Genomic DNA, 26,085 nt, shown 5'->3' on the forward strand with positions numbered 1-26,085 from the left:
CCGGACTCCTGGCGGATGTCAGCTCTTTCCGGATTTCGCTCCGGACTTCTTCTCGGACTTGGCATCGGACTTGGCCTCGGACTTACCGTTCGCCTTCTTACCCTTCGGCTTCTGGCCGTTCGCGGAGGCATCGAGCGAGCGTTCGGCCCCGGATCCGGCCACCGCGGCGACGAGCAGCCCGGACTCGTCGGCATCGACGCGCACGGTGTCGCCCGGGTTCAGCTCGCCACCGAGCACCAGCCGGGACACCTGATTCTCCAGCTGCTTCTGCACCGTCCGACGTAGCGGGCGAGCGCCGAATTCGGGCTGATAACCGTTCTCCGACAACCAATCCCGCGCCGCGTCGGTGACGTCTAGTTCGATGTCCTGGGCGCGCAGGCGGCGCCGAGGGCCGTCGAGAACCAGATCGACGATGCGGCGCAGCTGTTCCTGGTCGAGCCGGTGGAACACGATCGTCTCGTCGATGCGGTTGAGGGATTCCGGCCGGAAATGCTGTTGCAGCCGCTCCATCAACCGCGGGGTGATGGCGTCGAGCTCCGCCGAAGTGGCCTTCAGAATCAGATCCGATCCGATATTGCTGGTCATGATCACGATGGTGTTCTTGAAATCGACCGTGCGGCCCTTGGCGTCGGTGACGCGCCCGTCGTCGAGCAACTGCAGCAGCACATTGAAGACGTCCGGATGCGCCTTCTCCACCTCGTCGAACAGGATCACCGAATACGGCTGGCGGCGAACCTTGTCGGTGAGCTGTGCGGCATCCTCGTAGCCCACATATCCGGGCGGTGCGCCGACCAGACGGGACACCGTGTGCTTCTCCTGGAATTCGCTCATATCGAATCGGATCAGCCGGTCCTCGTCGCCGAACACCGCCTCCGCCAGCGCTTTCGCCAATTCCGTCTTGCCCACACCGGTCGGGCCGAGGAACAGGAACGAGCCGATCGGACGGTTCGGATCCTTCATCCCGGCGCGGGCGCGGCGCACCGCCTCGGCGACGGCCACGATCGCCTCGTCCTGCCCGATCACCCGCTTGTGCAGCACGTCCTCCAGCTGCAGCAGGCGCTGTCGTTCCTCGACCGTCAACTCCGACACCGGAATTCCGGTCTGCTTGGACACCACCTCGGCGATGTCGTCGAGAGTGACCGTCGGCGGCTCGTCGGCGGTGATGTGGCCGACCCGTCCCTCGGCGGCGGCGATCTCGCTCTTGAGTTCGTCCGCGCGGGCGTAGTCCTCGGCCGCGACGGCGGCATCCTTCTCGCGCTCGAGGCGAGACAATTCCTCCTGTGCCGCACGCAGATCCGGGCCCGGCATGCGGGTGCGCAACCGGACCCGGGCGCCGGCCTGGTCGACCAGGTCGATCGCCTTGTCGGGCATGAACCGGTCTGTGATGTAGCGGTCGGACAGCTCCGCCGCGGCGACCAGCGCCTCGTCGTCGTAGTGCACCTGATGGTGCTCCTCGTAGACGTCGGCGAGTCCGCGCAGGATTTCGATGGTGTCGGCGACCGACGGTTCCGGGACCAGCACCGGCTGGAAGCGGCGCTCCAGGGCGGCGTCCTTTTCGATGTAGCGCCGGTATTCGTCGACGGTGGTGGCGCCGATCGCATGGAGTTCGCCGCGGGCCAGCGCCGGTTTGAGCAGGTTGCCCGCGTCCATCGAACCCTCGCCGCCGGTGCCGGCGCCCACGATGGTGTGCAACTCGTCGATGAACAGCACCAGTTCGTCGGAGTGCTCGCGGACCTCGTCGAGAATCTTGGTCAGCCGCTCCTCGAATTCGCCGCGATATTTGCTGCCCGCCACCAGCGAGCCCACATCGAGGGCCACCACCCGCCGGTCGGCCAGGGTGCTGGGCACATCGCCGTTGACAATGCGCTGCGCCAGGCCCTCGACGATCGCGGTCTTGCCGACACCGGGGTCGCCGATGAGTACCGGATTGTTCTTGCGCCGCCGGGAAAGGATTTCCACGGTCTGCTCGATCTCCTCGGCGCGGCCGACGACCGGGTCGACCTTGCCCGCGCGGGCCTCGGCGGTCAGATCCCGGCCGTATTCGTCGAGCGTCGGTGTGTCGGTGGGCTTCTTCTGCCCCTCGGCGACGGGCAGTTTCGCCCTCGAAAGAGCCTGCGCGGCAGGACTTTCCAGATTGTCGGCAATGCCCAGCAAGATATGCTCCGGGCCGATGTAGCTCGATCCCGCTTCGGCGGCGTTGCGCTGCGCGGTGCGCAGGGCCAGTTTGGCGCCGGGTCCCAGGACGACTTGGCCGCCCGCGGTCGCGGTGGCCTCTCCGCTGCCGGCGGCACCGCGCATCTGGGCGGCGACCTGATCCGGATCCCGGCCCAGCTGGGCGATGATCCCGCGCGACGGTTCGACCTGGGTGGCGGCGTAGAGCAGATGTTCGGCGGTGACCTCCGGATTACCCCAGTCCTGCGCGGCCGAGCGGGCGATCGCGATCAGCTCCTTGGCGCTGTCGCTGAGCAGCCGGCCCAGATCGATGCGCTGTACCGGTGGCTGCGCGGCCATCCCGGGGCCGAAGAAGCGATTGAACAGATCGTCGAAGGAGTTGAACGAACTGGGCCAGGCAGCGGTCATGTCCACACCTCGTATCTCGGAATCTCGTCGTCGCAGCGGCGAGCGAACGGACAGCTACGGTCCGCACCGCCGCACTCACCTCAGAACCACTCCGAAACGGTCGGGTCCCACCGTACTCCCGGCCGTCGTTTCCGTGGAGGTCACCGAAGCATCCGTTACTTCCCAGCGATCCCCGTGGAAGTTTCCGGCGATCCATCTGCCGGGAAGTGGGTATCGATGGGAGCATGGGCGCGTCCGGCGAAGATCACGACCGATCGCGCACCGATACCCGGCGGGATTCGACACGTTGATCTTGCCGCGGTGCCACACTCGAAGATGGTTGGGCTCGAGGAGGAACTGTGACTACAGCACCATCTCGCGGCGCCGCCGAGATCGAAGCCGCAAGGCCTTATCCCCGGCGGATCGCCCCGAAGGGTTCGCAGCTCTGGACGATCGTCACGACGACCGATCCGAAGCTGCTCGGCATGATGTACATCGTCAGCTCGATGGCGTTCTTCCTCGTCGGCGGGCTGATGGCGCTGCTGATGCGGGCCGAGCTCGCTCGCCCGGGTCTGCAGTTCCTGTCGCCGGAGCAGTTCAATCAGCTGTTCACCATGCACGGCACCCTGATGCTGCTTTTCTATGCCACGCCCATCGTGTTCGGCTTCGCCAACTGCATCCTGCCGTTGCAGATCGGCGCGCCCGATGTGGCGTTCCCGCGGCTGAACGCGCTCAGCTACTGGCTCTATCTCTTCGGCGCCTCGATCGCCACCGCCGGATTCGTGACTCCCGGCGGCGCCGCGGACTTCGGCTGGACCGCCTACACCCCGCTGTCGGATATCGTGCACTCCCCCGGCGTGGGTTGCGATATGTGGATTCTGGGTCTGGCCGTCTCCGGTCTGGGCACCATCCTCGGTGGTGTCAACATGCTCACCACCGTCATCGTCCTGCGCGCGCCGGGTATGACCTTGTTCCGGATGCCGATCTTCACCTGGAACATCGTGGTGACCAGCGTGCTCGTCCTGATGGTCTTCCCGATCCTCACCGCGGCGCTCATGGCCCTGGCCTACGACCGCCGCCTCGGTGGCCACATCTACGATCCCGCCACCGGCGGCAACCTGCTCTACCAGCACCTGTTCTGGTACTTCGGCCATCCCGAGGTCTACATCATCGCCTTGCCGTTCTTCGGCATCGTCACCGAGATCTTCCCGGTGTTCAGCCGCAAACCTGTCTTCGGCTACACCGCGCTGGTCTACGCAACGATGAGTATCGGGGCGCTGTCGGTGGCGGTCTGGGCACATCACATGTTCGCCACCGGAGCCGTACTGCTGCCGTTCTTCTCCTTCATGACTTTCATGATCGCCGTCCCGACCGGAGTGAAATTCTTCAACTGGATCGGCACGATGTGGAAGGGCCAGCTCACCTTCGAAACGCCGATGCTGTGGGCGCTCGGATTCCTCGTCACCTTCCTGTTCGGCGGCCTGTCGGGCGTCATCCTCGCCAGCCCGCCGCTGGACTTCCATGTCACCGACACATATTTCGTCGTGGCGCACTTCCATTACGTGCTGTTCGGCACGATCGTGTTCGCGACGTTCGGCGGCATCTACTTCTGGTTCCCGAAGATGACCGGCCGGCTGCTCGACGAGCGACTCGGCAAGATCCACTTCTGGACCACCTTCGTGGGCTTCCACACGACCTTCCTGGTGCAGCACTGGCTGGGTGCCGAAGGCATGCCGCGCCGCTACGCCGACTATCTGCCCTCCGACGGATTCACCACGCTCAACACTGTGTCCACCATCGGTTCGTTCATCCTCGCCTTGTCGATGATCACCTTCGTCTGGAATGTGTTCCGCAGCTACCGCTACGGCGAGGTGGTCACGGTGGACGACCCGTGGGGGTACGGCAATTCGCTGGAGTGGGCGACGACCTGCCCGCCGCCCCGGCACAACTTCTACGAACTGCCCCGAATCCGGTCGGAGCGGCCGGCATTCGAGTTGCACTATCCGCACATGATCGATCGCCTGCGCGCCGAATCGCATATCGGCTGGGGCGCCCCGCATGCGGATGTGCACGAGACCGCCCCGGCCGAACAGGAACGGGCCTAGATCGTCGGGACCGCCGGTGGCGGCAGCGGTTCCAGCGGGCCGAGCCTGCGATGGACCACGTGCTGCTGCACGAAGGTCCAGGTATTGCTGGTCGCGAAGTAGACCAGGATGCCGACCGGCATCACCAGGCCCGCGACCAGTGTGCCCAGCGGAAACAGCCACAGCGTCATCGCGTTGATCAGCCGCATCTGCGGGGTGATCTCGAGCTGGCGAGCGATCGACGCCCGCGCGGTGCAGTGGGTCGCGACGGCCGCGATCAGCACCAGCGGGATCGCCACGACGGCCACCGACGCCACGCTGTCGGTGGAGGTCAGCGTCGCCGACAGCGGTGCGCCGAACAGATCGGCGTGCAGGAACGACCGCACCTGCTCCGGTGCGAACACGTAATTCGCGGTATCGGCGTTCTGCGCCGCGGACATCGCCGTGGTGCTGCCGAGGAACGGCACATACGAGCCGCCGCCGGTGCGGTCGAAGGAATGCAGCACATGCAGCAGCCCCAGGAACATCAGCAGTTGCACGAGCACCGGCAGGCAGCCGCTGAGCACGTTGAAGTTGTGCTGCTGCTGCAATTTCCGGGTTTCCACGGCCAATCGCTCGCGGTCGTCGCCGCATTCGGCGCGCAGCTGCCGCATCTTCGGCTGCAGAACGGCCATCGTGCGGGAGAACCGGACCTGAGCAAGGAAGGGCCGATACAGGGCAGCGCGCAGGGTCACCACCAGCATGACGATCGCCAGGGCCCAGGACAGGCCGCTCGCGGCGCCGAACAGGACGGCGAATCCGGTGTGCCAGAGCCAGAGAACGGCGGCGACCGGGTAGTACACGAAATCGAGCATGGGATATCACCTCACTTCGAGGCACCCGTGAAGGTACGGGCGAGTGAACAGGGGCGGCTGGACAGCTGCGCGTTCACTGCGGCCGGCTGGGAGCACCGGCGTGGGTTAACGCGCGATCAGCTCCAGCGACCCGGCGCCCTGGGCCGCACCCGGCCCGCCGTATCCGGATTGCTCTGTCGCAGAAAAGATCCCCGCCGCCGCTGCTGCGCCGACACGGGTGGTCCACTGCTGCCACCGATCGGCTGCAGTCGCACCCGGCTGGAGTAGGCGGCGACCACCGCCAACGCGAGAACCGCCGCGGCGGCAACCGCCAGCAGTGAATTCGGTTCGCCCGCAGGCATGATCGTGGCGGCGACCACGGACAGCACGAGGGCGCACAGCATCAGCGCCGTCGAACGGATCCGCATCACCATGCCGATCAGGGTACCGAACGGCACGGCGCACCGAGCTGAGCCGACGGCCTGGTGTCCGGGCAAAGGGACCGACGGCAGACCCGGCAAAACACCCACAGCGAACCAAGCACTTGCTAGTGTCGGAGTGATGATCTCGACGATCGTCTGGGGTACGGGCAATGTCGGCCGTGCCGCGATCCGCGCCGTGCACGCGCACCCCGAACTGGAATTGACCGGGGTGCTCGTGCACGATCCGGCCAAAGTGGGGCGCGATGCGGGCCGGCTGGCCGGACTCGACCACGACCTCGGTGTCCCGGCCTCGGCCGATGTCGACGCCCTGCTGGCGCGCCATCCCCGCGCGGTCGTGTACGCGGCGTCCGGGGATATCCGGCCCGACGACGCCCTGCGCGATATCGTGGCCGCGATCCGCGCGGGCGCCGTGGTCGTCACCCCCGCCCTGTACGCGCTCTACGATCCCCGCAACGCTCCCGCCGAGGTGCGCGAGCCGGTGCTGGCGGCGATCACGGCGGGCGGTGGTTCGCTGTTCGTCTCGGGTATCGATCCCGGGTGGGGCAACGATGTGCTGCCGCTGCTGGTCAGCGGGCTCGGTCACCGGGTCGACACGATCCGCTGCCAGGAGATCTTCGACTATTCCACCTACGACCAGCCGGATTCGGTGCGCTACCTGGTCGGGATGGGACAGCCGATGGACTACGAGCCGCCGATGACCGCGCCCGGCGTCCCGACGATGGTGTGGGGCGGTCAGATTCGCCTGATGGCACGCGCCCTGGGCGCCGAACTCGACGGCATCCGCGAGACGCTGGACCGGCGTGCCCTCGACACCACGGTGACCACCGCGGCGATGGGTGACTTCGACGCGGGCACCCAGGGTGCGGTGCGATTCGAGGTGCAGGGCATGGTCGGCGGCCGGCCGCGCATCGTGATCGAACACGTCACCCGCATCCACCCCGACTGCGCACCCGACTGGCCGCGCCCGCCCGACGGCGCGGGCGCGCATCGCATCATCGTGGAGGGCGATCCGCGCATCGAGGTGACCGTCGAGGCCGAGACCGAGGGCGGTAACCGCGCGGCCGGCGGAAATGCCACTGCCGTCGGCAGATTGGTCAATGCCATCGACTGGCTGGCCGCGGCCGAGCCCGGCCTCTACGACGCCCTCGACGTCCCCTTGCGCCCCGCGGTCGGCAGATTCGCGAGCGACCCATCCGAAAGGACACCGCAATGAACATCGACATCCCCGAAGGGAAGGATCCGATCGGCTACGTCTGGGGTGAGATGGTGCCGGGGATCGGGCCCGCCGCCTCGAAACTGTCGCTGGCGGTCTACTCCCACAGCACCCTCGGACTGCGAGAGTTCGAGGCGGCGCGGCTGCGGATCGCGCAGATCAACGGCTGCCTGTTCTGTCAGGACTGGCGCACCGAGCGCGACGGGCAGAAGGTGGAGATCGGCTTCGAGCAGGCCGTCACCGATTGGCGCACAACCGATTCCTTCGACGATCGAACCCGGCTGGCCGCCGAATACGCCGAACGCTACGTCCTCGACCACCACAATCTGGACGACGAGTTCTGGGCCCGGATGCGTGCGCACTACAGCCAAGCCGAGATCGTCGAGCTGAGCATGTGCATCGGTTCGTGGTTGGCGTTCGGCCGGCTCAACCGCGTCCTCGGACTCGACACCGTGTGCGTGCTGCCGGGCCACTGAGGGTCCGGGCGCTGCCCGGGGGTGCTACTGCTCGGGCAGGGCTGTCACTGTTTGGGCAGGGCCCCGGCCATTCCGCCGACGTCGGTCACCTTCCAGCCGCTGCCGGGATCGACATCGACCGTGTAGGTGACGGTGGTCTGCGCGCCCTGCGGCGTCTGTGCGCTGGTGGAGTTCACGTCGAGGAAGACGTCGACCTTGTAGACGCCGTTCTCGTTGCTCATCACCTTGGCCGCGATCGGGGTCGCCGACGACGTCCACTTCAGCGGGACCAGGATCTCCTGCAGTTTCGGTGCGGTGGCATCGAATTTCCCGGCCAGCTGCGGCGAGGTGCCGGCCTTCAGCTTGCCGATCCACGCGCCGACGTTCCGGTAGTCGATATTCGAGGCGCCGACCGCGTAATCCGTGGCGACCTGCTCGGCATGCTGCTGCGCGGCCGCCCGGTCGTCGCGGTCGCGCAGATCGCCGCGCGCCGACAGCCACAGCGATCCGAAAACCGCGGCCGACGCGATCAACGCCACACCGGCCGCCACGGTGGCGACGGTCGACAGCCGGATCGACAGTGTGCGAGGCGTTTTCGCGGTGGTCTCGGCTGCGGTCTTCTCGGCAGGCGCGGCCACGGAGGACTCGGCCTCCGCGTCGACTGCCCGCTTCGGTTCGGTACCGATGTCGTTCGACATGGTGTCCTCCTTCTCGGTGGTACTACTTGACATTGATGCGCACCCGCACGGTTCCGTCGGTGCCCACATCGTCGAGGGCCTGCGTGATCAGATCGGAGATGTCGATGCGCGGCGCGGAATCGGTGGTCGCCGCCGCCAGCGGCGCGAGCGCCGGGCCAAGGGATTTCAGTTCCGGGCCGAGTTGCGCCAGCCGGTCGGTCAGCTTCGCAAGGAACGGCACCAGGCCGTTGCCCTCGGTGTAGCTTTCGGCGGGACGGGCGTCCACCATCCGGCCCACTGCCGCGACCAGATCGTTCAGGGCGTGGGTGAACCGCACGAACGCCGGTGCCGCCGTACTCGTGGCCGGACCGGCCCACTCGATATCGGCGGCGGCGGCCTGAAAGCTGTTGAGCAGATCCGCGATCCGCGGGCTGCGGCTCATGATCGCGGCGGCCAGCAGATCTCCGGAACGGGTCAGATTCGGAATCGCGGCGTCGGTGCCGTTCAGCGCGGAGCTCGCGGTGGCGACCAGCGAGCCGACCACCTCGGGATCGAGCTGGTTCATGGTCTTGGTGACCAGCCGCGCGACGTCCGGAATCGACAGCGGCATGCGCACATTCGACGTTTCCAGGCGCTGGCCGTCGTGCAGGTACGGCCCGTTGCCCGAGGTGGGCCGGAATTCGACGTACGGTTCGCCGAGGGCCGACAGATGTTCGATGGTCACGGTGCTGTCGGCCGGCACCCGTTTGTCCGCGGCCAGCCGCATCCCCACCTCGACACCCGCGGCGGTATGCCGCACGGCGGTGACGCGGCCGACCTCGAGTCCGGTGAGCAGCACCGGCGATCCGACACCCAGACCACCGGAATCGGTCAGCACCATGGTGGTTCGGTTGTAGTCGGCGAACGGGTCGGCTCGTACGACGCCGAAGGTCAGATAGCTCGCTCCCAGGACGGTGATCGCGACGATACCGCCCAGCGAGGTCAGCGCGCCCCACCTCATCGCACTACTCCGATCATCCGCAGGGTCGCCAGGATGCGGTCGGTCTGCTGATCGGGCGGCACGTCCGCGGACGCGTCCGAGCGCACGCCGACGATATTCACCTTCGGCCCACGTTCGACGAACGGAATCACCTTGTCGCGCAGCAATTCCACGACCGCCTGCACGTTCGACGGCCGGCTCAGGTCCACAGGTCCGGCCGAGAGCAGCAGCGGCGCGAAGGCCTGGGCGGCACCGTCGGCGCCGCGCAGCACCGGCCCGAGCCAGGTCAGCGACGCACCCACCGGCCCAGCCCACCGAAGATCTTGGTCACGCCCACGATGGAATCGGTGATGCCGTTCATTCGGTCGACCGAGGTCCGGCTGAGAATGTCGTCGAGTTCCGGCTGAATATCGTGCAGTACCTGAGCGTTGGTGCCCAGACCGTTGAGCAGCGCGTCGACGCTGTCCAGGTTGTTCGACAGATCCGTGGCATCGGTGGCCATGGTGTGCGAGATGCGGGCGGTCTGCGCCGGATCCTGCGGCAGGGTGCGATTGAACTGCTCGATGACGTCCTGCAGCTGGGTCACCGCACCGCCCTGGGTGAAGGCGGCGATCAGCGCCATCGTATCTTCCAGTTGCACAGGCGGTTTCGACTGTGCCATCGGAATCGTGGACCCGTCGTGCAGCAGAGTGCCGAAACCGTTCGGCGGGGTGGTCAGCGCGACGTGGATATCGCCGAGCACCGTGTTCTGCCGCAGTTCGGCGACGGTGGTCGCGGGGAGTCGCGCCGATGTCGAGATGTCGGCGTCGACCACGACGTAACCGCCGCGTCCGCCCGAGGCCGCCGGATTCACGACGGTGACCCCGGAGACCGTGCCGACCTGCGCGCCGTTGGCCATGATCTTGGCGCGCGCCGGCAGGTTCAGCACATTCGAGAACTCGATGCGCACGTGGTAGGTCGGGCCGGACACGGTGGTTCCCGGTACCGGCACCGACGACGGGTCGAACGCGCATCCGGCGGCCGACACTGCTGCCGCCAGGACGATCACCGAGCCGGCGGTGAATCGACGAAACCTCATCGCGCACCTGCCATTCCGAATATCAGGGCCGCCATGTCCACCTTCGCCAGGCCGTCGGCGGCGGTGCAGCGCCCGGGGGCGAGCGCGTCGATCGCCGCGCACACCTGATCGGCGTGTTCCTGCGGAATCGCCACCTTCGGCGGGGCGTAGCCGATGCCGGAGTCGCCGATCGTGTGCACGGCCCGGGCGAGAACCGGTGTCAGCGAGATCATCTGGGCCAGTGAGCCCACATTCGCGCGCAGGAATTTCACCAGCGGAACGGTGTCGTCGAGGGCGCGCATGATCGGATCGCCGAACAGGGTGGTGATGTCGTCGAGCATCGGCAGCACCTGCCCGAGACCGTCGAACAGCGCCGCGCCGGGCCGCAGCAGATCCTCGGTGGCCTGGTCCAGGACCGGCCCCAGGCGGGTGAGCATGGTCTTCAATTCACCCCAGTGCGCCTCCACATCCTTGGACACCGAGGCGAACGCGTCGAAAATGCCTGCCAGATGGGCGATATCGGCATCGGGCGCGGACAACGCGGTACCGAGTTTCTGCACCAGCGCGTTGATCTGCGCCCCGGTGCCCGCCGTGGCGTCGTTCAACGAGGTGAGTCCCCGCGCCAGGGCATCGGGGTGCGCGGCGTCCGGGCCCTGGATCTGCGACGACAACTGGGCCAGCGCGTTCAGGGTGTCGCTGATGCTCTTGGGCGTCAGGGTTTTGGTGAGGCAGCGGGCGGGATCCCAGCGTGCGGTCTCCTTGCCACCGGACACCACCGCGAGTTCGCGGGAGGCGACGATGCTGTCCGACAGCGTCGTCGCACCGGCGTCGGCGAGTATCGGATGATCGGATCGGACGTCGAATTCGACTTTGACCGTATTGCCCTGTGTGGCCACGGATTTCACGGTTCCCACGGTGATGCCGCGCATGGTGACCTGGTTGCCGGGATAGAGCCCGACACTGTCGGGCATGATCGCGCAGTAGGCCGTGGTCGCCCGCATCGGCTGGAAGGCGACGAGATAGCCCACCACCGCGACCGCGACGACGGCCACCGTCCCGGCGATCGACATGAAGGCCCGCGAACCGAGCAGCTTGTGCAGCATCAGCAGTCCTTCCCCGGCACCGGAATACACAGGTGGGCGGCCGGTGCGCCGACCGTCTGCCCCGACTGGTCGACCGTGACCGCGTCGTCCGCACCGCTGAGTTGCGCGAACTTCTGCTGCAGGCTCCGCACCGTCCCGATCACCGGCTCGAGTTCGCCGCCGAGCTTTTCCAGCTGCGGCAGGGCGTCACTCAGCTGCTGCAGTTTCGGTTTCAGCGCCGAATCGTAGGTGGGCGCCAGCGCCGCGACCCGCTCGATCACCGCGCGCAGCAGCCGCACGCCCTCGCGCAGTTCGGCGCGCTTGTCGACCAGCAGCGTCTCCATCTGGTTGACGTTGACCATCAAGCGGCCCAGGTCGTGTTCGGCCCCGTCGTACATCGTGACGTATTCGTCGGCGACCGCGATCGCGTCGGTGACCTGGGTGCGCTGCCGGTTGAGCGCGTCGACATAGGTGCCGAGCGTGTTCAGGGTGGTGCGCAGCGCATCCGGCGCGGCCTCGATGGAGGTGTCCAGGGCGGCCAGATTGCGGCGCAGCGTGTCGCCGTCGATCTGCCGCAGCGGTTGCGCCGCATCCTGGAAGGTCTGCACGAGGCTGTAGGGCAGTCGCACCCGATCCATCGGAATCGGCTTGTCTCCCAATGGTTTACCGCCCGCGGGAAACAGTGCGACGTAGTTGCCGCCGACGATGGTCAGCATCCGGATGTCCAGCGTGGACTGATCGCCGACGAAGACGTCCGAATCGACGGTGAACCGCATCCGCACCCGATCCGGATGCAGCTCGAGCGATTTCACCGTGCCTACCGGGATGCCGGCGACGCGAATATCGTCGCCGACCTTCACCGACTGCGCTTCGGACAGTTCGGCGGTGTAGGTCTTCTTGCCGAACGGCACCACGTAGAGGATGCCCGCGGCGGCCGCGCAGACCACCACGAGCGCGACGCCGACGATACCGAGCCGGATTTCGCGCCGGCGGGTGGTCGCCGCATCCGCCACGCGCCTATCCCGCGACCGGAAGAGACTCGCCCGGAACAGTTTCAGCCGTTGCATATCGCCACCTGCTGTCCCGCGACGAGCACCCGCACCACCTGCGGCAGTTCGGCATTTCCCTTGGAGCACTGCGGTTTCCAGCCCGCCACCGGCTTCGGCGTCGCCGCATCCAGCCCGCCGAGCAGGGCCGGCAACTTGCCGAAGACGTCCACAGCCTCCTTCGGGTCGGGGAACAGCCGCCGGATCAGTGCGTCGACGTCGTTGCCGGACTGCAGGCCGAGGGCGTCGAACAGGCTGTCCAACGGTCCCAGCACCGACGGCGCGGCCATCGCGAACTGCGCCAGCCCCCCGATATTGGTCTGCAGGGCCTGGAAGATATCGGTGAGCCGGGCCAGCAGCGGCACCAGATAGTGCACCCGCCCGCCGACGCGCTGCGACAGATCCGACATGTTGTGGATCAGGGCGCCGATCACCTGCTGGCGGTCGTCCACATAGGCGGCAAGCCGGCCGATCGCGGCCAGCACCGGTTCGACATTGCTGCCGTCGCCCTCGATCAGCGCGACCATACTGGCGCTGAACTGGTTGATCGCCTCCGGGGAAATGGTGGCCAGCACCGGTTTCAGGCCGTTGAACATGCTCGTGACATCGAACGACGGCACGGTGTGATCGCTGCCGATCGTGCGTCCGGCCGGCAGCCGCGTCCCCGGCTTCGGCTGCTGCTGCAGGTCGATATAGCGCTGACCGGTGAGATTCTGATAGCGGATGGCGAGCTTCGAATTGTCGAAGATCGGCGCATCGGTCTTCAGCGACAACCGGACTCGTGCCAGTGTCCCGTCGAGGGAGATGTGCTCGACCTTGCCGACCTGCACGCCGAACTGGCGCACATCGTCGCCCACCTTGAGCCCGTTGGCATCGGTGAACAGCGCCTGATGCGTAGCGGTATCGCCGGCGACGGGCCGCTCGATCGCGGTGAACACGACCGACAGCACGACGATCATCACCACCGCGAACAGGCCCAGCCGCCAGGCGGCGGCGCCCACCTTCATCGGATCCCTCCCAGCAGCGGTGCCAGCACCGGCACGCCGCGCACATCGATTTCCGTGTCGAGCACCGGGCCGTCCGGGGTGTCGTGCAGGCCGGCGCGCAGGCGGCGCACCAGTTCGGCGAGATCGGCGCCGGACTGCTGCGGCCGGGGGACCATCCGCGCCAGCACCGCGAGGACCGGAGCCACCGCGTCCGTGCTGCCGGACAATTCGGATCCGGCACGAGTGCCCAGACCGGCCAGCGCGGGCAGGACCGAACCGGTCAGCGCCGACGTTCCGGCGTCGTAGGAGGCCCGATTGTCTTGCAGCCGTGGGATATTGCTGATCAGGTCGAGGACCTGGATGGTCGCGCCCGCGAAGCGGCCGCCACCGTCGAAGGCCGGGCCGAGCCTGCCGACCAGTTCGGAACTGGGCATCTTCTGGTTGTCGGTGATGGTCTGTGCCACCGAGATCAACGCCCGGGCCAGCGGCGTGAAGCCGCGCACGTCGTTGGAGACCTGGGCGATCACCGTGGCCATCTGCGGGGTCAGGAGTGCGTTGCCGGTCTGCGACAGCCCACGCAGCAGTCCGCCCATGGTCGCGTCGTAGACCGCGTCGGCGTGCTGCCCGGTGAGGTCGATGGTGGACCCGCCGCGCAGCGGGGCGCCGCCGGAGCCCGGCCGCAGCTCGATCTCGCTGATGCCGAACAGGTTCGCCGGCGCGTAGTCCACCCGCAGGCTGTCGTCGATGCCGTGCAGCTGAGATCGGTCCAGTCGCAGCGTGATTCGCTGCGTGCCGCCGTCGGCGGGCACGATCGCCGCGACCTCACCGACCTGCACACCGTCCACCCGCACCGGTGTGCCGGTCAGCACCCCGTCGCCGATCTGCTCGGTGTGCAGCGCGATGCGCAGGCTGTCGTCGGCGCGCAGGCCGCGATAGGCCAGCGAGGCGATCGCGACGGCGGCCACTAGAGCGATCGCCACGCCGCCGACCAGCAGCGAGCGCCGCTTGTCCACCGCCACTCCGGGCATTCCGTAATTCGGCACCTGTACTACCCCGTGAAGTCGATCGACGCGTTGAAACCCCACAGCATCAGCGTCAGCACCATGTCGATGGCCACAATCGCCACCGACGACGCACGCACCGCGCGACCGGACGCGATGCCGACGCCCTCGGGCCCGCCGGTGGCGAAGAAGCCGTAGTAGCTGTGGATCAGGATCACGACGGTCGCGAAGATCGCCACCTTGATCACCGCGGCGATCACGTCGAATCCGGAAACGAACTGGAAGAAGTAGTGGTCGTAGACACCGGCCGACTGGCCGTGGACCAGTGTGATGAGTCCGCGGCAGGCCAGATACGACAGGATCAGCCCGATCAGGAAGGTCGGCACGATCGAGACGGCGCCGGCGATCACCCGGGTGGTCACCACGAACGGGACCGACCGCAGGCCCAGGGCCTCGATCGCGTCGATCTCCTCCGAGATGCGCATCGAGCCGATTTCGGCGGTCATGCGACAGCCGGCCTGGGCGGCGAATCCGATGGCGGCCACGATCGGAGCCAGCTCACGGGTGGTGGCGTAGGCCGAGACGATGCCCGAGACCGGGCCCATGCCCAGGATGTTCAGCATGGTGAAGGATTCGACGGCCACCGAGGCGCCCATCACCAGGCCGAGCACGATCATCATCGGCACCGTGCCGCCGCCGACGATCACCGACCCGCGTCCCCAGGTCATATCGGAGATGATGCGCAGCGTCTCGTCGCGATACCGCCTGAGCGTCAAGGGAATCGACGACAGCACCTGCCAGATGAAGGCCAGGACGAAACCCAGTCCCTCCACGCGAGCCAGCAGCAAGCCGCGGCGGCGATAGAAGCGCACGAAGTGGCTGAGCCCCTTGGGCATATAGGTCGAGATCGCCACGTCAGACCAGCCTCGTCGGCAGGAACATCTCGACCACCTGGGTCACGCCGAGATTGACGATCGCGATCGACACCACCGACAGCACCACGGCCGCGTTCACCGCATCGGCCACGCCGCGCGGGCCGCCCTTGGCCTCCAGTCCGCGCTGGCAGGCGATGATCACGACGAGAAATCCGAACAGCACGGCCTTGAGCAGCGAGACCCACACATCGGCGACGGTGGTGAAGGATCCGAAAGTGGCCCAATAACTTCCGGGGGTGACGTTCTGACCGCCGACGGCCACGGCATAGCCGGCGACGATGCCGACGAAGATGATCAGGATGTTCAGCAGCGGCGCGACGAGGATCATCGCCACCAGGCGCGGGATCACCAGCCGGTGAATCGGCGAGATGCCCATCGTGTTGAGCGCGTCGATCTCCTCGCGGATGGTCCGCGCGCCCAGATCGGCGGCGATCGCGGCCGCGCCCGCGCCGCCGAGCAGAAAGCCGGTGGCCAGCGGCGCGCCCTGTTTGATCACCCCGAGCCCGCCGGTCGCGCCGAGCAGCGAATCCGCGCCCAGGGTGTGGATGAGGTTGCCGACCTGCACCGAGACGATCACGCCGAACGGGATGGCGATCAGGATCGCGGGGATCGCGGTCACCGTCACCAGCCGCCACGCCTGCAGAATCGCTTCGCGCCACTGGAATTCGCGCCGCACGACGTCGGTGGCCGTGCCGGTCACCGATTCCCGGGCGATATCCACGGCCCTGCCGAAGGTTCGCAGTGCGGACACGACGGTGTCCGAGAAATTCTTGCGAACGATACGAACAGCGGACGCGCCCGAGGAGGCCCGGGTCACCGGCGCCATGATCGGCAGGCCGCGTCCGGGCGGTGTGGCTCGAATTTCACAATCGTCTCTCCGTGATCGGCAACACTGCCAACACGAAGCTATCGGTTACAGCTAGTTACAGTAAAGCTGATCACGGTGTGAGGGTGACCGCTCCGAGGGGCGTTCGAAATGCGGCGATAAATCCAGCTCACGTGCATGTTTTCTTAAGTGAACGCGAGTTCTGGAACCTGTTATCAGCAACGATCGGCTATCGCTATGACCCGCGTCACGTGTGACCGGCCACAAGGCGGCTACCAGAGACCGGGGACGAGCCGCCTCGTGCGAGCGCGGTAGTCCTCGTAGGAACGGCCCAGGGTGTCGACCATCGCCCGTTCTTCCACATCGATACGACGCAGAAATGCCAGGGTGGGCACGACGATCAGCAGCAGCAGCGAAATCCAGTTCCCCGCAGCGACACCGAAACCGATGGTGAGCAGCAGAACTCCGGTATAGGAGGGGTGCCGCACCCAGTGGTACGGCCCGCGATCGACGACGGCCTGATCGGCATCGACCTCGACGGTGGTGCGAAAGGCCTCGCCCAGCACCGTGATCGCCCAGAGTCGCACACCGAGCCCCACGATCATCAGCGCGACTCCGGCAATCTGCCAGACAACCTCGTGATGGGTGGTGAAGCGCAGATCGCTGTCGGCCGGCAAGACGATCGAGACCACGTTCGCCACTGCGATCGATACGGCGACGACGATCATGATAATGGTCCGGGTTCCGCGGTCGCGGGCGGTGGATCCTTTGCGGCGCAAACGGTCCCGAATCGCCAATCCGATCTCGAAGAGCAACCAGATCCACGTCGTCACCACCGCGGCATTCACGACGACCCTCCCATGGGCTCGCGGCGGACCGGGCGCCCGCCGGTACCGAATAAACCACCGCCACCGCGTCCGGCACATCGGGAAAGTCCCGGAGATCTCCCCCGATCTCCATCCAGGAGGCCTCGCGCCGTTCCGACAGAGCTGCGCAGTATTACTGTATTGATCCGACGGCGAACGGGCATGCCGCGTGAAGGGGAGCCGATGAGCGCCGAACTGATTCCGGGCGAGCTGACCCATGACGGCCGGCGCCGGAGCTTTCATCTGCGACCACCCCGGGATCCGGACAGTCCGCTGATCGTCGCGTTGCACGGGAATATGGGACCGGATGCCGAGGGCGGCGGTCTGCTCATGCACGACTGGACCCGATTCGCCGATCACGCCGAGGAATGGGGTGTCGGTGTCGTCTATCCGGACGGCTGCCACGGCAGTTGGGCGGACGGCCGGGGCGTCACGGCCGCGGAGGAGAACGGGGTGGACGATGTGGGGTTCCTGCGCACCCTGATCGACTGGTGCGCGGAGAAGTTCCGGACCGCATCCGATCGAACGCTGGTGGCCGGAATATCCAACGGCGCCTTCATGTCCCATCGTCTCGCGCTCGAATGCAGTGAACGGGTCGCCGTCTTCGCCGCGGTGGCCGGGGCGCTGCCCGCCGATCTGACCGCGGTGCGGCCGACCCACGCGGTGTCGGCGATGCTGATCAACGGCGATGCCGATCCCCTGGTGCCGCTCGCCGGCGGCCATTCCCGCCACCGCGGGCCGGACGGCGAACCGCGCGGGCGGATTCTCGGCGCCGCCGCGACCGCCGAGCACTGGGCGAGCCTCGACCGATGCGCGGACGAACGAACTACCGTCACGACCGCCGGCTCACGACGCGTCACCGCCGCACACGGCATCGGCGATACCGCCGTGACGGCATGGACGGTAGTCGGCGGCGGTCACACCTGGCCGGGTGTCGCCGTCCCGGAGGAGTGGGCCGGTGCTCCCGGTGCGGTATCCACCCTGGAATTCGATGCCACGGTCGAAATCCATCACTTCGCCCGCCCGCTGCTGCGACCGGCGGCGCGGCGGCTACGTCCACCTCGGTCGGAGAAGGAGAACCGATGAGCATCCTCGGCAAACTGCTCGCCAATCGCCGCGCCGGTACCTCGGAGCTGGCGTGGAATCAGCCGAACCTGTGCAGCGACACCGTCTTTCGGCTCACGAGTCCGGATTTCGAGCCGGAGACCACGCTCGACATCCGGCATGCCTCCCACCGAATCGGTGGCGCCGACGAGTCCCCGGCGCTGGACTGGAGCGGCGCGCCCGACGACGCGACAGGCTTTCTGCTGGTCGTCGAGGATCCCGACGCTCCGATGCGGAAGCCGTTCGTCCATTGCGTCGCGCTCCTCGAGCCGTCGCTGCGGAGCCTGGCACGCAACGCATTACGTGCCGATACCACCGAGCCGGGGGTACGGGTGCTGCGCTCCGGTTTCGGCAGCGGGTACATGGGTCCCGCGCCGGTCAAGGGACACGGTCCGCACCGGTACGTCTTCCAGTTGTTCGCCCTCGGCGCGCCCCTCACCACAGCCGCGGGCACACCTGTCGAGAACGCGAAACCCCGGGATGTGCTGGCGGCCGCGCAGGCCGTGGGCCGGGCCCGGATCGACGGTTTCTACGAACGTCGTTGAGGCTCAATCGCCGTTCGGCCGATAGCTGCGCAGGGCCTGCCGCAGTACCGCCAGTCGCTGGTCGCGAAAGTCCGTGCGGCCCTGCTCGATCGCGTCCAGTACGTCGAGGGCGGGGTCGGCACATGCCCAGAAGCGCAGCTTGGTCTCGGTGACGGGCTCGAGATCCCGCGCGCGACAGCGTTGGATCTCGCGCACGAAGTCGCGTCCCGCCTCCGGGTACAGGTAGCAGAGGTCGTAGTCGGGGTCGCCGATCTCCACATCGCCGAAGTCGATCAGGCCGCTGATCGCGCCGCCGGTTATCAACAGATGATCCAGGCTCATATCGGCATGGATGAGGGTCGGTTCGAAGTCGAAGTTCGCGTCGTCGTCGAGATATCGCTGCCAGGCCGCGGACAACTCCTCGGCCTCGGCCGCGTCCAGCAACGGAAGCACCTCGGCGCGAACGGACTTCAGATCCGCGGCGAAATCACCCCGCAGATCGGTGACCTCGACACCGAAGCTCCGTGCCCGGTCCACCGGAAACGAATGGATCCGATCGATCAACTCCGCGATCGTCCGCGCCGCGTCCGAGCGCAGCAATTCCCGCTCGACCCATTCTTCTTCGTCGAGCGATTCGCCCGGTACCAGCGGATACACGCAGAACTCGCCCGGCCCCAGCGGATTCGGCGCGGTGAACAGGAATTGCGGAATCGGCACCGGCAGCAACGGGGCCAATTCCGGAAGCAGACCGGCCTCGCGCGCGATTCCTTCCGCGCCGTGCGGGTCCTGGGGCAGACGCAACACGTAGGGCTGTCCCACCGAATCCAGCTGCAGCGCAACGCTGTCCAGCCCGGCGCCCAGCAGACGCAGCGAACCACTCGCCAACTCCGGCCGGGGCGAGCCGGCGAGGGCGCCGCGTACCCGGTCCTGCCAGTCGGGGGGAAGCTCCACGCTCGCGCGCATATCCATGTCCGAATCGTAGGACCGGTGTCCACCGGTTATCGCCGAGCGGCGATCGGCGCACGCCGGGCGGCCGGGGTGATGGCCGTCTAAGATCGGCGGCGTGCCGGAATCCGGGAGCTCAGTACCCGCCTCGGTCCAGGTGTGGCGGGCGTTGCAGCGGGTGTACGTCGACCTGCGCCCGGAGCTGGATGCCCAACTCCGTCGCGGCTACGGCATGCCCGCCAGCTGGTACGACATGCTCGTGGAACTCGCCGGCACGCCGCGTCTGCGGATGAGCGACCTCGGCGCGACCATGGTCCTCAGTCGCACCCGGGTGAGCCGCCTGGTCACCGAACTGGAGGCGCGCGGCCTGGTCACCCGCGAAACCAATCCCGCGGACGGCCGCTCGGCGTACGTCGCCATCACCGTGGCCGGGCGGCAGCGGTTACACGAGGCCACCCCCCACCATCACGCGGTCGTCGACCAGCATTTCGCCGGTCTGGGTGCCGACGAACTCGGCGCTCTCGCCACCGCCCTGCACAAGGTGCTCGCCGAGGACCGTCCGTGACCCGGTGGCGCACAATGGACCGATGTCCGCTCTCTCGACGGTGCTCGATCCGCTTCGGCACACCGCCGGCTATGCCCGCTACTTCCTGAACAAGAGCGCGCGCGACCGCGAAGATGCGCAGGCATTGCGCGAGCTCGAAGCCCGGCCGCTGACGCTGCCCGCCGGTCTCGAACTCGAATGGCTGGGCACCGCCGGGTATCGGATGACCTACGAGGGCGCGACACTGCTCGTCGATCCGTTCCTCACCCGGGTGCCGTTGTCGACGGTGGTGCGCCGCCGCACCGCGCTTCCCGATCCCACGTCGATCGACCGCTTCCTGCCAGGCCTCGGTGACGTATCGGGAATCGTTGTCGGACACGGTCATTGGGACCACGCGCTGGACGCTCCCGAGCTCGCGCGCCGTTTCGTCTGCCCGGTCTACGGCTCACGGTCGGTGCGCAATCTCATGGCCCTGCACGGACTCGGCGAACAGGGTGTGGAGGTGGAGCCGTACCGCCGCTACGAACTCGGACCGTTCACGGTGACCTTCGTGCCGAGCGTGCATTCGAAGATCCCGTTCGGCACCCGGATCCCCTCCCCCGGCGACACCAGCTGCGAATCCCTGGCCGCGCTGGCGCCGATGGCGTACGGCTGCGGACAGACCTGGGGCATCCATATCGCGGTGGCCGGTATCGAGATCTACCACCAGGGCAGCGCCGACCTCATCGATGACGCGATCCGGCACCGCGAGGTCGACATCTTCCTCGCCGGAGTGGCCGGACGGTCGGTGACGCCGGACTACTGGCACCGGATCCTGACGCGGCTGCGCCCCGCCACCGTCGTGCCGATGCACTACGACGATTTCCTCCGGCCGCTGGACGCGCCCATGGGCTTCACGGTCGATATCGCCCTGGCCGCGGTGCCCGACGAGATCGGCGCCGTGAGTCGCGCGATCGACGTGGTCGCCCTGCCGGCTCTCAGTCCTCGCGAACCGGACGCCCGATGAGCAGATGAGCCGGAATCGGCTGCCGGTCGATCTGCCGGTGTTCGACCGCCAGCCCTGCTCGTTGCAGCGCGCCCGATACCTCGTCGACCGGCCGCAGCCGGAAGCCGTGCGCCGTGAACGGCATCTTCGCCATCGCCGCCGGATCCCCGATGCCGACCACCACCCGGCCACCCGGGCGCAGCACCCGCGCCAGCTCCGCGCAGGCCTGGTCCAGATCGTCGATGAAATAGACGGTATTCACCGTGATCACCGCATCCAGGCTCGCCGATGCGAGCGGCAGCTCGGTGAGCGCGCCTTCCACGATCCGCAACCGGCCGGTGCCGATATCGCGGGCGAAGCGAGAACGGGCACGCGCCGACATATCCGGAGAGATCTCCACGCCGTGCACGGTCCCCGCCTCACCGACGGTGCGCAGCAGGATCGACAGCCCCACACCGCCGCCGAAGCCGATATCGGCCGCGGCCTGTCCCGAGCCCACCTCGGCCGCCTCGACCGCGGCGTCGATGGCGAAGCGATTGGCCCGGTTCAGCATCCGCGCCACCACCTTGCCCAGCACCCCGTGCGGATTGCCCAGCTGTTCGGCGACCGTGGACATAGCGCGTGTGACAAGGGAATTCATGGCACGCATGCTACCGATCCGGGCTCGCCTCGGCGGCGGACGCGGCTCGCCTGCGGCGCAGGTCCACCACCCGGCCCGCTCGACGGCCTACTCTGCATCCGTGAACGACTCCGACAATGTGCGCGACTCCGGGAGCTGGAAGCATCCGCACGAACCCCACGGCGGCGGTTTCGCCTCCCGGCTGAACTGGTTGCGGGCCGGAGTGCTGGGCGCCAACGACGGCATCGTGTCGACCGCGGGCCTGGTGGTGGGCGTCGCCTCGGCCACCGCGGCCACCACGCCCATCCTCACCGCCGGTGTGGCCGGGCTGGTCGCGGGTGCGCTGTCGATGGCGGCCGGTGAATACGTCTCGGTCAGCACCCAGCGCGACAGCGAACGCGCCCTCCTCTCGCTGGAGAAGCGGGAGCTCGCCGAAGATCCCGATTACGAACTGACCGAGTTGACCGAGATCTATCGGCACAAGGGACTGTCGGAGGCGACCGCGCGGCAGGTCGCGCAGGAATTGACCGCCCACGACGCCTTCGCCGCGCATGCCGAGGCGGAATTGGGTCTGGACCCGAACGAACTGACCAACCCGTGGCAGGCCGCGTTCTCCTCCGCGCTGGCGTTCACCTGCGGCGCCCTGTTGCCGCTGCTGGCGATTCTGCTGCCGCCGGCGAACTGGCGCATTCCGGTGACCTTCGCCGCCGTGCTGGTGGCGCTGGCCGCGACCGGATCGCTGAGCGCGCGCCTGGGCGGCAGCAATCGACGCCGGGCCGTGCTCCGGGTGGTGATCGGTGGTGCGCTGGCCATGATCGTGACCTACGGTATCGGCCAGATCCCGGGCGTATCCAGCGGCTAGTCGCGGATCTGATTGTCGCGCACGATGATTCCCGCGGCCCGCGCGAAGGCGGGCGCCATCTCCATCAGCTGGGGTGTGGTGATGATCGCCCCCTTCAGCGTTCCGATATCGGCGATGAGGTCCAGGGCGGCCGCGCCCCGCAGGTCCACATCCTTCAAGGTGGCCCCGTGCAGGGCGACGCCTTCGAGCCGCGATCCGGGAAAGTCGACCTTCCGAAGTGTGGCGGCGGAGAAGTCGGTATCGCGGAAGACGCAGTCGGCGAAGGTCACGTCATGCAGTGTGGCCGCGCGAAAGTTCACCGATTCGAATTTGCACCCCTCGAACCGGATGCGGCGCAGCTGCGCGTCGACGGCGATGACTCCCGACCACGCGGAGTCGACGAATTCGGCATTCAGCCACCGAGTTTCGCAGGCGTCGATCCCGATCCACCGCACCCCGCGCAGCCAGACGTCGTCGAATCGGCAGTGATTCAGGCTGCCGCCGCCGAGGACCACACCGGTCAGCGCCGACTCGCTGAACCAGGAGCCGCCCGCCGACACCTCGTCCAGGGACGTGGCGTCCAGGTGGACCCGCTCGTACTCGGTGTCGGGTGCGAGCGGTTCCACCAGCGGCGTCAGACTCCGGGCATACGGCAGATCGGCGAGGTCGCGAGGCATTCCTGCACCCTAGACATGCGCACCGACAGGCCCGCGGCGGCTCACTTCACGAATTGGTGGTCGGTGCGCACCCTCCCGTCGGTGTCGAAGGTCAGCACCTCGAGTCCGGATCCGGCGACCGTGCCGTCCGCGCGCGAACGCATCACCCAGGTCAGGGCCACGGCGGCCCCGGCGTGCCGAACCGGCTCGCCCTCGGGCTCGAAGACATGCTCACCGTCGGCGACGAACATGTCGTATGCCCGGGTGACACGGGTGAACATCGCGTCGTAGCCGCGGACCTCGATCGCCGGTGCGGAGACCCCGTAGTGGCGGGCGGTGTCGCGAATGCCCTCGGGCGGATTGACCATGACCTGATAGCCGTCCTCGGCCCAGAGCTCGCGGATCAGCGCGCGACGCCGGTCGGCATCGGGTTCGTTCCACTGCCCGACCCAGCGGTCGAGCAGATTCTTCAATTCGATATCGGTGGGTTCGTAGCTCATGCCGCCGAGTCTGTCCGCCGGCCCGCACTCGCGCGATTCCCTCCAGGGTATGGCGGAGCGCCACGCCGGGGCCGACGATGATCCCATGACGACAGTCGCGCAACCGGGACCCTTCGCGCAGGAACTGCGACGCTGGCGGGGGCTGCGGCGGTGGAGCCAGCTCGACCTGGCCATCCGCGCCGATACCACGCAGCGCCACCTCAGCTATCTCGAACAGGGCCGCTCCCGGCCGGGCCGATCCATCGTGCTGCGGCTGGCGGAATCACTGGAACTGTCGCTGCGCGAACGCAATGCGCTGCTGGCGACGGCCGGCTACGCCCCCGCCTACGACGAATCCGGTGTGGACGCACCGCAATTGGCTCCGGTGCGCGAGGCGCTGCGCACGATCCTGTCCGGGCATATGCCCTATCCGGCGCTGATCGCCGACCGCTACGGGTGTTTGATCGAAGCGAACGCCGCGTTCGACGTCTTCACCAACGGCTGTGCGCCCGAACTGCTCACCGCGCCGATCAATGTGCGCCGCTTGGCATTACATCCGGACGGCCTGGCACCTCGGGTGGTCAACTTCGCCGAATGGGGCCGCCATGTCACCGAATCCATGCGGGCACGCAACCGCCACTCACCGGATCCGCGCGCCGAGGAACTGGTCGCCGAATTCGAGAGCTACCTCCCGGACGCCGACCCCGGGCCCGGCTATCTGGGCTTCGCGGTGCCGCTGCGACTGCGCGGCGAGGCCGGCGAGTTGCGTTTGATCACCACGCTGACCTCGTTCGCCACCGCCACCGACGTCTCGCTGGCGGAACTGCATCTCGAGGCCTTCCTGCCCGCCGACGAATCCACCGCGGAACTGCTCCGCCGGCGCGCCGGGTGACCGATCGCGCTCGACCGGCCGGCGTCGAAACCTACTGCACCGGTTCGAAATCCATGCGGCCGTCTTCGGTCACCGCGTAGATGCCCGAGGCCAGATCCAGCGCGACCACGGTCCGTGCCGCGGCCTCGGCGATATGAATGCGCGGCGGATCGGGCCGGTCCGCGTCCTCCGGATAGTAGGTTCCGGGACCGTAGAACTGGCCGTAGCGCAGGACGACGCCACCGATCCCGAGCACCGCATCCTCCAGGAACTGCTTGGCGGCCTGTCCCTCTCCGGTCATCTCCCACGCGACGCTCTGGGCGAGAAAGCGTTTCGCGCCCGCTGCCTGTGCCGCGGCGATCAAATTCGCGGTGCCCTCGCGGCGCATCCGCGAATTCGCCGCCCGTCCGGCGGGCAGATCGGCGGGATCGTCGGGCAGGTCGGTGAGCTGGTGCATCACCAGATCGGGCGCGAAATCGCGCACCGCCTGTTCCAGCGCCGCCGCGTCGTAGACATCGCAGACGACCGGCAGCGCGCCGAAGCCGGTGAGCATCGACGTCTTCGACTCCGAGCGCGTGAGCCCGGCTACCTCGAATCCGGCCGAGACCAGCAGAGGTGTCAATCTGGCGCCCAGCACCCCGGTCGCGCCCGCCACAAAGATCCGCACGACGAATCACGATAACCGCCCGACGCCGGTCGGCCGGTCCGACACTCTCGACTACCCGGTGTGTGCGCTCCTTCGTTCGTCTCGCTCTTGCCCGGCCATACTCGTAGACGTATATTCGTAGACGAGTAAGGAGGTGTGGGCGATGCTCAAGAAGCGGAAAGTCGCCAATCTGCTGGCCCTGGCGGTCCTGGCGACGCTGATCGAACGTCCCATGCATCGCTACGAGATCGCGGCCCAGATGCGCGAACGCGGCAAGGACCGCGATATGGACATCAAGTGGGGTTCGCTCTACACGGTTGTGCAGAATCTCGAGAAGCACGGATTCGTCGAGGTCATCGGCAGCGAGCGCGACGGCGCCCGGCCCGAACGGACGATCTACCGGCTCACCGACGCCGGCCGCGCCGAGGCCGAGGACTGGATCCGGGAACTGATCTCGACCCCCGAACCCGAACCCCATCGGTTCGTGGCGGGCCTGTCCGTCGTGGCCCTGCTGTCGCCGGACGAGGTGATCACACTGCTCGACGAGCGCACCCGGCTGCTCGCGGCGGAGATCGCCGAGCGCCGCCGCGAAATCGAGGAGCAGACACGATTTCTGCCGCGGCTCTTCCTGGTCGAGGCCGAATTCGGCGTCGCGATGCTCGAGGCCGAGGCGGCCTGGGTCGCCGAACTGCGTACGGAACTCGCCTCCGGCACCTTCCCCGACATCGATTTCTGGCGGCGCGCCCACTCGGAGCAGATTCCGCCCGCCGAGGTCGCCGCGATGGTGGAAGGAGGGACGTTCCGACAGCCGACCGACGACTGAAATCCA

General features: G+C 67.6%; 29 protein-coding genes. 10 read left to right on the forward strand and 19 right to left on the reverse strand.

Annotated elements, in window-relative coordinates; translation table 11 throughout:
- Positions 1 to 18 precede the first annotated feature (18 nt).
- Positions 19 to 2,580, reverse strand: a complete 2,562-nt coding sequence (locus IG65_RS0117920; RefSeq protein WP_081879561.1) for an ATP-dependent Clp protease ATP-binding subunit — start codon at positions 2,578 to 2,580, stop codon at positions 19 to 21.
- A gap of 338 nt (positions 2,581 to 2,918) precedes the next feature.
- Between IG65_RS0117920 and ctaD the strand changes: the two genes are divergently transcribed.
- A complete protein-coding gene (gene ctaD / locus IG65_RS0117925) occupies positions 2,919 to 4,664 on the forward strand; it encodes a cytochrome c oxidase subunit I (protein WP_081879562.1) in 1,746 nt (581 codons plus the stop codon).
- Here the strand turns inward: ctaD and yidC are convergent.
- Complete coding sequence (gene yidC / locus IG65_RS0117930; RefSeq protein WP_051756367.1) at positions 4,661 to 5,497, reverse strand: membrane protein insertase YidC; 837 nt, start codon at positions 5,495 to 5,497, stop codon at positions 4,661 to 4,663. The two genes, ctaD and yidC, sit on opposite strands and share 4 nt — an antisense overlap.
- A 116-nt stretch (positions 5,498 to 5,613) precedes the next feature.
- Entirely contained in the window at positions 5,614 to 5,910 is a 297-nt protein-coding gene (locus IG65_RS0117935) for a DUF6412 domain-containing protein (protein ID WP_030516076.1), read from the reverse strand.
- A 127-nt stretch (positions 5,911 to 6,037) separates the two neighbouring features.
- On the opposite strand from IG65_RS0117935, the gene IG65_RS0117940 reads away from it, so the two are divergent.
- Together IG65_RS0117940 and IG65_RS0117945 are read left to right on the forward strand one after the other, a co-directional pair.
- Positions 6,038 to 7,132 carry a dihydrodipicolinate reductase gene (locus IG65_RS0117940; RefSeq protein ID WP_051756370.1) on the forward strand — a complete coding sequence of 365 codons (1,095 nt, stop codon included), beginning with the start codon at positions 6,038 to 6,040 and terminating at the stop codon, positions 7,130 to 7,132.
- Positions 7,129 to 7,608: a carboxymuconolactone decarboxylase family protein gene (locus IG65_RS0117945; RefSeq protein WP_030516078.1), complete on the forward strand. Its 480-nt coding sequence runs from the start codon at positions 7,129 to 7,131 to the stop codon at positions 7,606 to 7,608. Before IG65_RS0117940 ends, IG65_RS0117945 begins: the two co-directional genes overlap by 4 nt.
- A gap of 44 nt (positions 7,609 to 7,652) precedes the next feature.
- On the opposite strand, the gene IG65_RS0117950 is transcribed toward IG65_RS0117945, so the two are convergent.
- The 11 genes from IG65_RS0117950 to IG65_RS38545 all read right to left on the reverse strand — a co-directional run bounded on the left by IG65_RS0117950 (position 7,653) and on the right by IG65_RS38545 (position 17,024).
- Positions 7,653 to 8,285 carry a hypothetical protein gene (locus IG65_RS0117950; RefSeq protein ID WP_030516079.1) on the reverse strand — a complete coding sequence of 211 codons (633 nt, stop codon included), beginning with the start codon at positions 8,283 to 8,285 and terminating at the stop codon, positions 7,653 to 7,655.
- A gap of 22 nt (positions 8,286 to 8,307) precedes the next feature.
- Positions 8,308 to 9,264: an MlaD family protein gene (locus IG65_RS0117955; protein ID WP_030516080.1), complete on the reverse strand. Its 957-nt coding sequence runs from the start codon at positions 9,262 to 9,264 to the stop codon at positions 8,308 to 8,310.
- Positions 9,261 to 9,545, reverse strand: a complete 285-nt coding sequence (locus IG65_RS39150) for a hypothetical protein (RefSeq protein WP_231509265.1) — start codon at positions 9,543 to 9,545, stop codon at positions 9,261 to 9,263. Before IG65_RS39150 ends, IG65_RS0117955 begins: the two co-directional genes overlap by 4 nt.
- On the reverse strand, positions 9,530 to 10,321 hold the full coding sequence (locus IG65_RS34825) for an MlaD family protein (protein WP_231509267.1): 792 nt from the start codon (positions 10,319 to 10,321) through the stop codon (positions 9,530 to 9,532). Before IG65_RS34825 ends, IG65_RS39150 begins: the two co-directional genes overlap by 16 nt.
- Positions 10,318 to 11,403, reverse strand: coding sequence for an MlaD family protein (locus IG65_RS0117965; protein WP_030516081.1), 1,086 nt, complete (start codon positions 11,401 to 11,403; stop codon positions 10,318 to 10,320). Before IG65_RS0117965 ends, IG65_RS34825 begins: the two co-directional genes overlap by 4 nt.
- Positions 11,403 to 12,395 carry an MCE family protein gene (locus IG65_RS0117970; RefSeq protein ID WP_231509269.1) on the reverse strand — a complete coding sequence of 331 codons (993 nt, stop codon included), beginning with the start codon at positions 12,393 to 12,395 and terminating at the stop codon, positions 11,403 to 11,405. The genes IG65_RS0117965 and IG65_RS0117970 overlap by 1 nt, the downstream gene beginning before the upstream one ends.
- 41 nt (positions 12,396 to 12,436) lie before the next feature.
- Complete coding sequence (locus IG65_RS0117975; protein ID WP_030516083.1) at positions 12,437 to 13,435, reverse strand: MlaD family protein; 999 nt, start codon at positions 13,433 to 13,435, stop codon at positions 12,437 to 12,439.
- On the reverse strand, positions 13,432 to 14,457 hold the full coding sequence (locus tag IG65_RS0117980) for an MlaD family protein (RefSeq protein ID WP_081879563.1): 1,026 nt from the start codon (positions 14,455 to 14,457) through the stop codon (positions 13,432 to 13,434). Before IG65_RS0117980 ends, IG65_RS0117975 begins: the two co-directional genes overlap by 4 nt.
- Before the next feature lie 5 nt (positions 14,458 to 14,462).
- The gene (locus IG65_RS0117985; protein WP_030516085.1) at positions 14,463 to 15,329 is read right to left on the reverse strand and encodes an ABC transporter permease; all 867 of its coding nucleotides are present in this window, start codon (positions 15,327 to 15,329) and stop codon (positions 14,463 to 14,465) included.
- A 1-nt stretch (position 15,330) separates the two neighbouring features.
- Positions 15,331 to 16,176 carry an ABC transporter permease gene (locus tag IG65_RS0117990; protein ID WP_030516086.1) on the reverse strand — a complete coding sequence of 282 codons (846 nt, stop codon included), beginning with the start codon at positions 16,174 to 16,176 and terminating at the stop codon, positions 15,331 to 15,333.
- A gap of 272 nt (positions 16,177 to 16,448) precedes the next feature.
- On the reverse strand, positions 16,449 to 17,024 hold the full coding sequence (locus IG65_RS38545) for an isoprenylcysteine carboxylmethyltransferase family protein (RefSeq protein WP_030516087.1): 576 nt from the start codon (positions 17,022 to 17,024) through the stop codon (positions 16,449 to 16,451).
- Between the two features lie 201 nt (positions 17,025 to 17,225).
- On the opposite strand from IG65_RS38545, the gene IG65_RS38550 reads away from it, so the two are divergent.
- Positions 17,226 to 18,128 (forward strand): PHB depolymerase family esterase, encoded by a 903-nt coding sequence (locus IG65_RS38550; RefSeq protein ID WP_051756373.1) that lies wholly within the window; start codon positions 17,226 to 17,228, stop codon positions 18,126 to 18,128.
- Positions 18,125 to 18,691, forward strand: coding sequence for a YbhB/YbcL family Raf kinase inhibitor-like protein (locus tag IG65_RS0118005; RefSeq protein WP_030516089.1), 567 nt, complete (start codon positions 18,125 to 18,127; stop codon positions 18,689 to 18,691). The genes IG65_RS38550 and IG65_RS0118005 overlap by 4 nt, the downstream gene beginning before the upstream one ends.
- 3 nt (positions 18,692 to 18,694) lie before the next feature.
- Here IG65_RS0118005 and IG65_RS0118010 read toward each other — a convergent pair whose 3' ends face one another.
- Entirely contained in the window at positions 18,695 to 19,639 is a 945-nt protein-coding gene (locus IG65_RS0118010) for a phosphotransferase (protein WP_030516090.1), read from the reverse strand.
- Between the two features lie 94 nt (positions 19,640 to 19,733).
- Between IG65_RS0118010 and IG65_RS0118015 the strand changes: the two genes are divergently transcribed.
- Complete coding sequence (locus IG65_RS0118015) at positions 19,734 to 20,180, forward strand: MarR family winged helix-turn-helix transcriptional regulator (RefSeq protein WP_063833650.1); 447 nt, start codon at positions 19,734 to 19,736, stop codon at positions 20,178 to 20,180.
- Positions 20,181 to 20,202: 22 nt separating this feature from the next.
- On the forward strand, positions 20,203 to 21,165 hold the full coding sequence (locus IG65_RS0118020; protein WP_081879565.1) for an MBL fold metallo-hydrolase: 963 nt from the start codon (positions 20,203 to 20,205) through the stop codon (positions 21,163 to 21,165).
- Here the strand turns inward: IG65_RS0118020 and IG65_RS0118025 are convergent.
- Positions 21,137 to 21,784, reverse strand: a complete 648-nt coding sequence (locus tag IG65_RS0118025) for a class I SAM-dependent methyltransferase (RefSeq protein ID WP_036524961.1) — start codon at positions 21,782 to 21,784, stop codon at positions 21,137 to 21,139. The two genes, IG65_RS0118020 and IG65_RS0118025, sit on opposite strands and share 29 nt — an antisense overlap.
- Before the next feature lie 100 nt (positions 21,785 to 21,884).
- On the opposite strand from IG65_RS0118025, the gene IG65_RS0118030 reads away from it, so the two are divergent.
- Positions 21,885 to 22,625 carry a VIT family protein gene (locus tag IG65_RS0118030; protein WP_036524962.1) on the forward strand — a complete coding sequence of 247 codons (741 nt, stop codon included), beginning with the start codon at positions 21,885 to 21,887 and terminating at the stop codon, positions 22,623 to 22,625.
- On the opposite strand, the gene IG65_RS0118035 is transcribed toward IG65_RS0118030, so the two are convergent.
- Together IG65_RS0118035 and IG65_RS0118040 are read right to left on the reverse strand one after the other, a co-directional pair.
- A complete protein-coding gene (locus tag IG65_RS0118035; protein WP_030516095.1) occupies positions 22,622 to 23,281 on the reverse strand; it encodes a pentapeptide repeat-containing protein in 660 nt (219 codons plus the stop codon). The two genes, IG65_RS0118030 and IG65_RS0118035, sit on opposite strands and share 4 nt — an antisense overlap.
- A 41-nt stretch (positions 23,282 to 23,322) precedes the next feature.
- Positions 23,323 to 23,760, reverse strand: coding sequence for a hypothetical protein (locus IG65_RS0118040; RefSeq protein WP_030516096.1), 438 nt, complete (start codon positions 23,758 to 23,760; stop codon positions 23,323 to 23,325).
- Between the two features lie 85 nt (positions 23,761 to 23,845).
- Here IG65_RS0118040 and IG65_RS0118045 point away from each other — a divergent pair, with 85 nt between their 5' ends.
- Positions 23,846 to 24,631, forward strand: a complete 786-nt coding sequence (locus IG65_RS0118045) for a helix-turn-helix domain-containing protein (RefSeq protein WP_030516097.1) — start codon at positions 23,846 to 23,848, stop codon at positions 24,629 to 24,631.
- A gap of 31 nt (positions 24,632 to 24,662) precedes the next feature.
- On the opposite strand, the gene IG65_RS0118050 is transcribed toward IG65_RS0118045, so the two are convergent.
- Positions 24,663 to 25,277: an NAD(P)-dependent oxidoreductase gene (locus IG65_RS0118050; protein ID WP_030516098.1), complete on the reverse strand. Its 615-nt coding sequence runs from the start codon at positions 25,275 to 25,277 to the stop codon at positions 24,663 to 24,665.
- 142 nt (positions 25,278 to 25,419) lie between these two features.
- Here IG65_RS0118050 and IG65_RS0118055 point away from each other — a divergent pair, with 142 nt between their 5' ends.
- Positions 25,420 to 26,079, forward strand: a complete 660-nt coding sequence (locus tag IG65_RS0118055; RefSeq protein WP_030516099.1) for a PadR family transcriptional regulator — start codon at positions 25,420 to 25,422, stop codon at positions 26,077 to 26,079.
- Positions 26,080 to 26,085 lie beyond the last annotated feature (6 nt).

The organism is Nocardia sp. NRRL WC-3656, from assembly GCF_000720265.1.
GTDB classification, from domain to species: Bacteria; Actinomycetota; Actinomycetes; order Mycobacteriales; family Mycobacteriaceae; genus Nocardia; species Nocardia nova.

Excerpts from the sequence above, each read along its gene's own strand:
- IG65_RS0117920 (WP_081879561.1), bottom strand. The coding sequence starts at position 2,580 with ATGACCGCTGCCTGGCCCAGTTCGTTCAACTCCTTCGACGATCTGTTC.
- yidC (WP_051756367.1), bottom strand. The coding sequence starts at position 5,497 with ATGCTCGATTTCGTGTACTACCCGGTCGCCGCCGTTCTCTGGCTCTGG.
- IG65_RS0117935 (WP_030516076.1), bottom strand. The coding sequence starts at position 5,910 with ATGGTGATGCGGATCCGTTCGACGGCGCTGATGCTGTGCGCCCTCGTG.
- IG65_RS0117940 (WP_051756370.1), top strand. The coding sequence starts at position 6,038 with ATGATCTCGACGATCGTCTGGGGTACGGGCAATGTCGGCCGTGCCGCG.
- IG65_RS0117945 (WP_030516078.1), top strand. The coding sequence starts at position 7,129 with ATGAACATCGACATCCCCGAAGGGAAGGATCCGATCGGCTACGTCTGG.
- IG65_RS0117950 (WP_030516079.1), bottom strand. The coding sequence starts at position 8,285 with ATGTCGAACGACATCGGTACCGAACCGAAGCGGGCAGTCGACGCGGAG.
- IG65_RS0117955 (WP_030516080.1), bottom strand. The coding sequence starts at position 9,264 with ATGAGGTGGGGCGCGCTGACCTCGCTGGGCGGTATCGTCGCGATCACC.
- IG65_RS34825 (WP_231509267.1), bottom strand. The coding sequence starts at position 10,321 with ATGAGGTTTCGTCGATTCACCGCCGGCTCGGTGATCGTCCTGGCGGCA.
- IG65_RS0117965 (WP_030516081.1), bottom strand. The coding sequence starts at position 11,403 with ATGCTGCACAAGCTGCTCGGTTCGCGGGCCTTCATGTCGATCGCCGGG.
- IG65_RS0117975 (WP_030516083.1), bottom strand. The coding sequence starts at position 13,435 with ATGAAGGTGGGCGCCGCCGCCTGGCGGCTGGGCCTGTTCGCGGTGGTG.
- IG65_RS0117990 (WP_030516086.1), bottom strand. The coding sequence starts at position 16,176 with ATGGCGCCGGTGACCCGGGCCTCCTCGGGCGCGTCCGCTGTTCGTATC.
- IG65_RS38550 (WP_051756373.1), top strand. The coding sequence starts at position 17,226 with ATGAGCGCCGAACTGATTCCGGGCGAGCTGACCCATGACGGCCGGCGC.
- IG65_RS0118005 (WP_030516089.1), top strand. The coding sequence starts at position 18,125 with ATGAGCATCCTCGGCAAACTGCTCGCCAATCGCCGCGCCGGTACCTCG.
- IG65_RS0118010 (WP_030516090.1), bottom strand. The coding sequence starts at position 19,639 with ATGGATATGCGCGCGAGCGTGGAGCTTCCCCCCGACTGGCAGGACCGG.
- IG65_RS0118020 (WP_081879565.1), top strand. The coding sequence starts at position 20,203 with ATGTCCGCTCTCTCGACGGTGCTCGATCCGCTTCGGCACACCGCCGGC.
- IG65_RS0118025 (WP_036524961.1), bottom strand. The coding sequence starts at position 21,784 with ATGAATTCCCTTGTCACACGCGCTATGTCCACGGTCGCCGAACAGCTG.
- IG65_RS0118035 (WP_030516095.1), bottom strand. The coding sequence starts at position 23,281 with ATGCCTCGCGACCTCGCCGATCTGCCGTATGCCCGGAGTCTGACGCCG.
- IG65_RS0118040 (WP_030516096.1), bottom strand. The coding sequence starts at position 23,760 with ATGAGCTACGAACCCACCGATATCGAATTGAAGAATCTGCTCGACCGC.
- IG65_RS0118045 (WP_030516097.1), top strand. The coding sequence starts at position 23,846 with ATGACGACAGTCGCGCAACCGGGACCCTTCGCGCAGGAACTGCGACGC.
- IG65_RS0118055 (WP_030516099.1), top strand. The coding sequence starts at position 25,420 with ATGCTCAAGAAGCGGAAAGTCGCCAATCTGCTGGCCCTGGCGGTCCTG.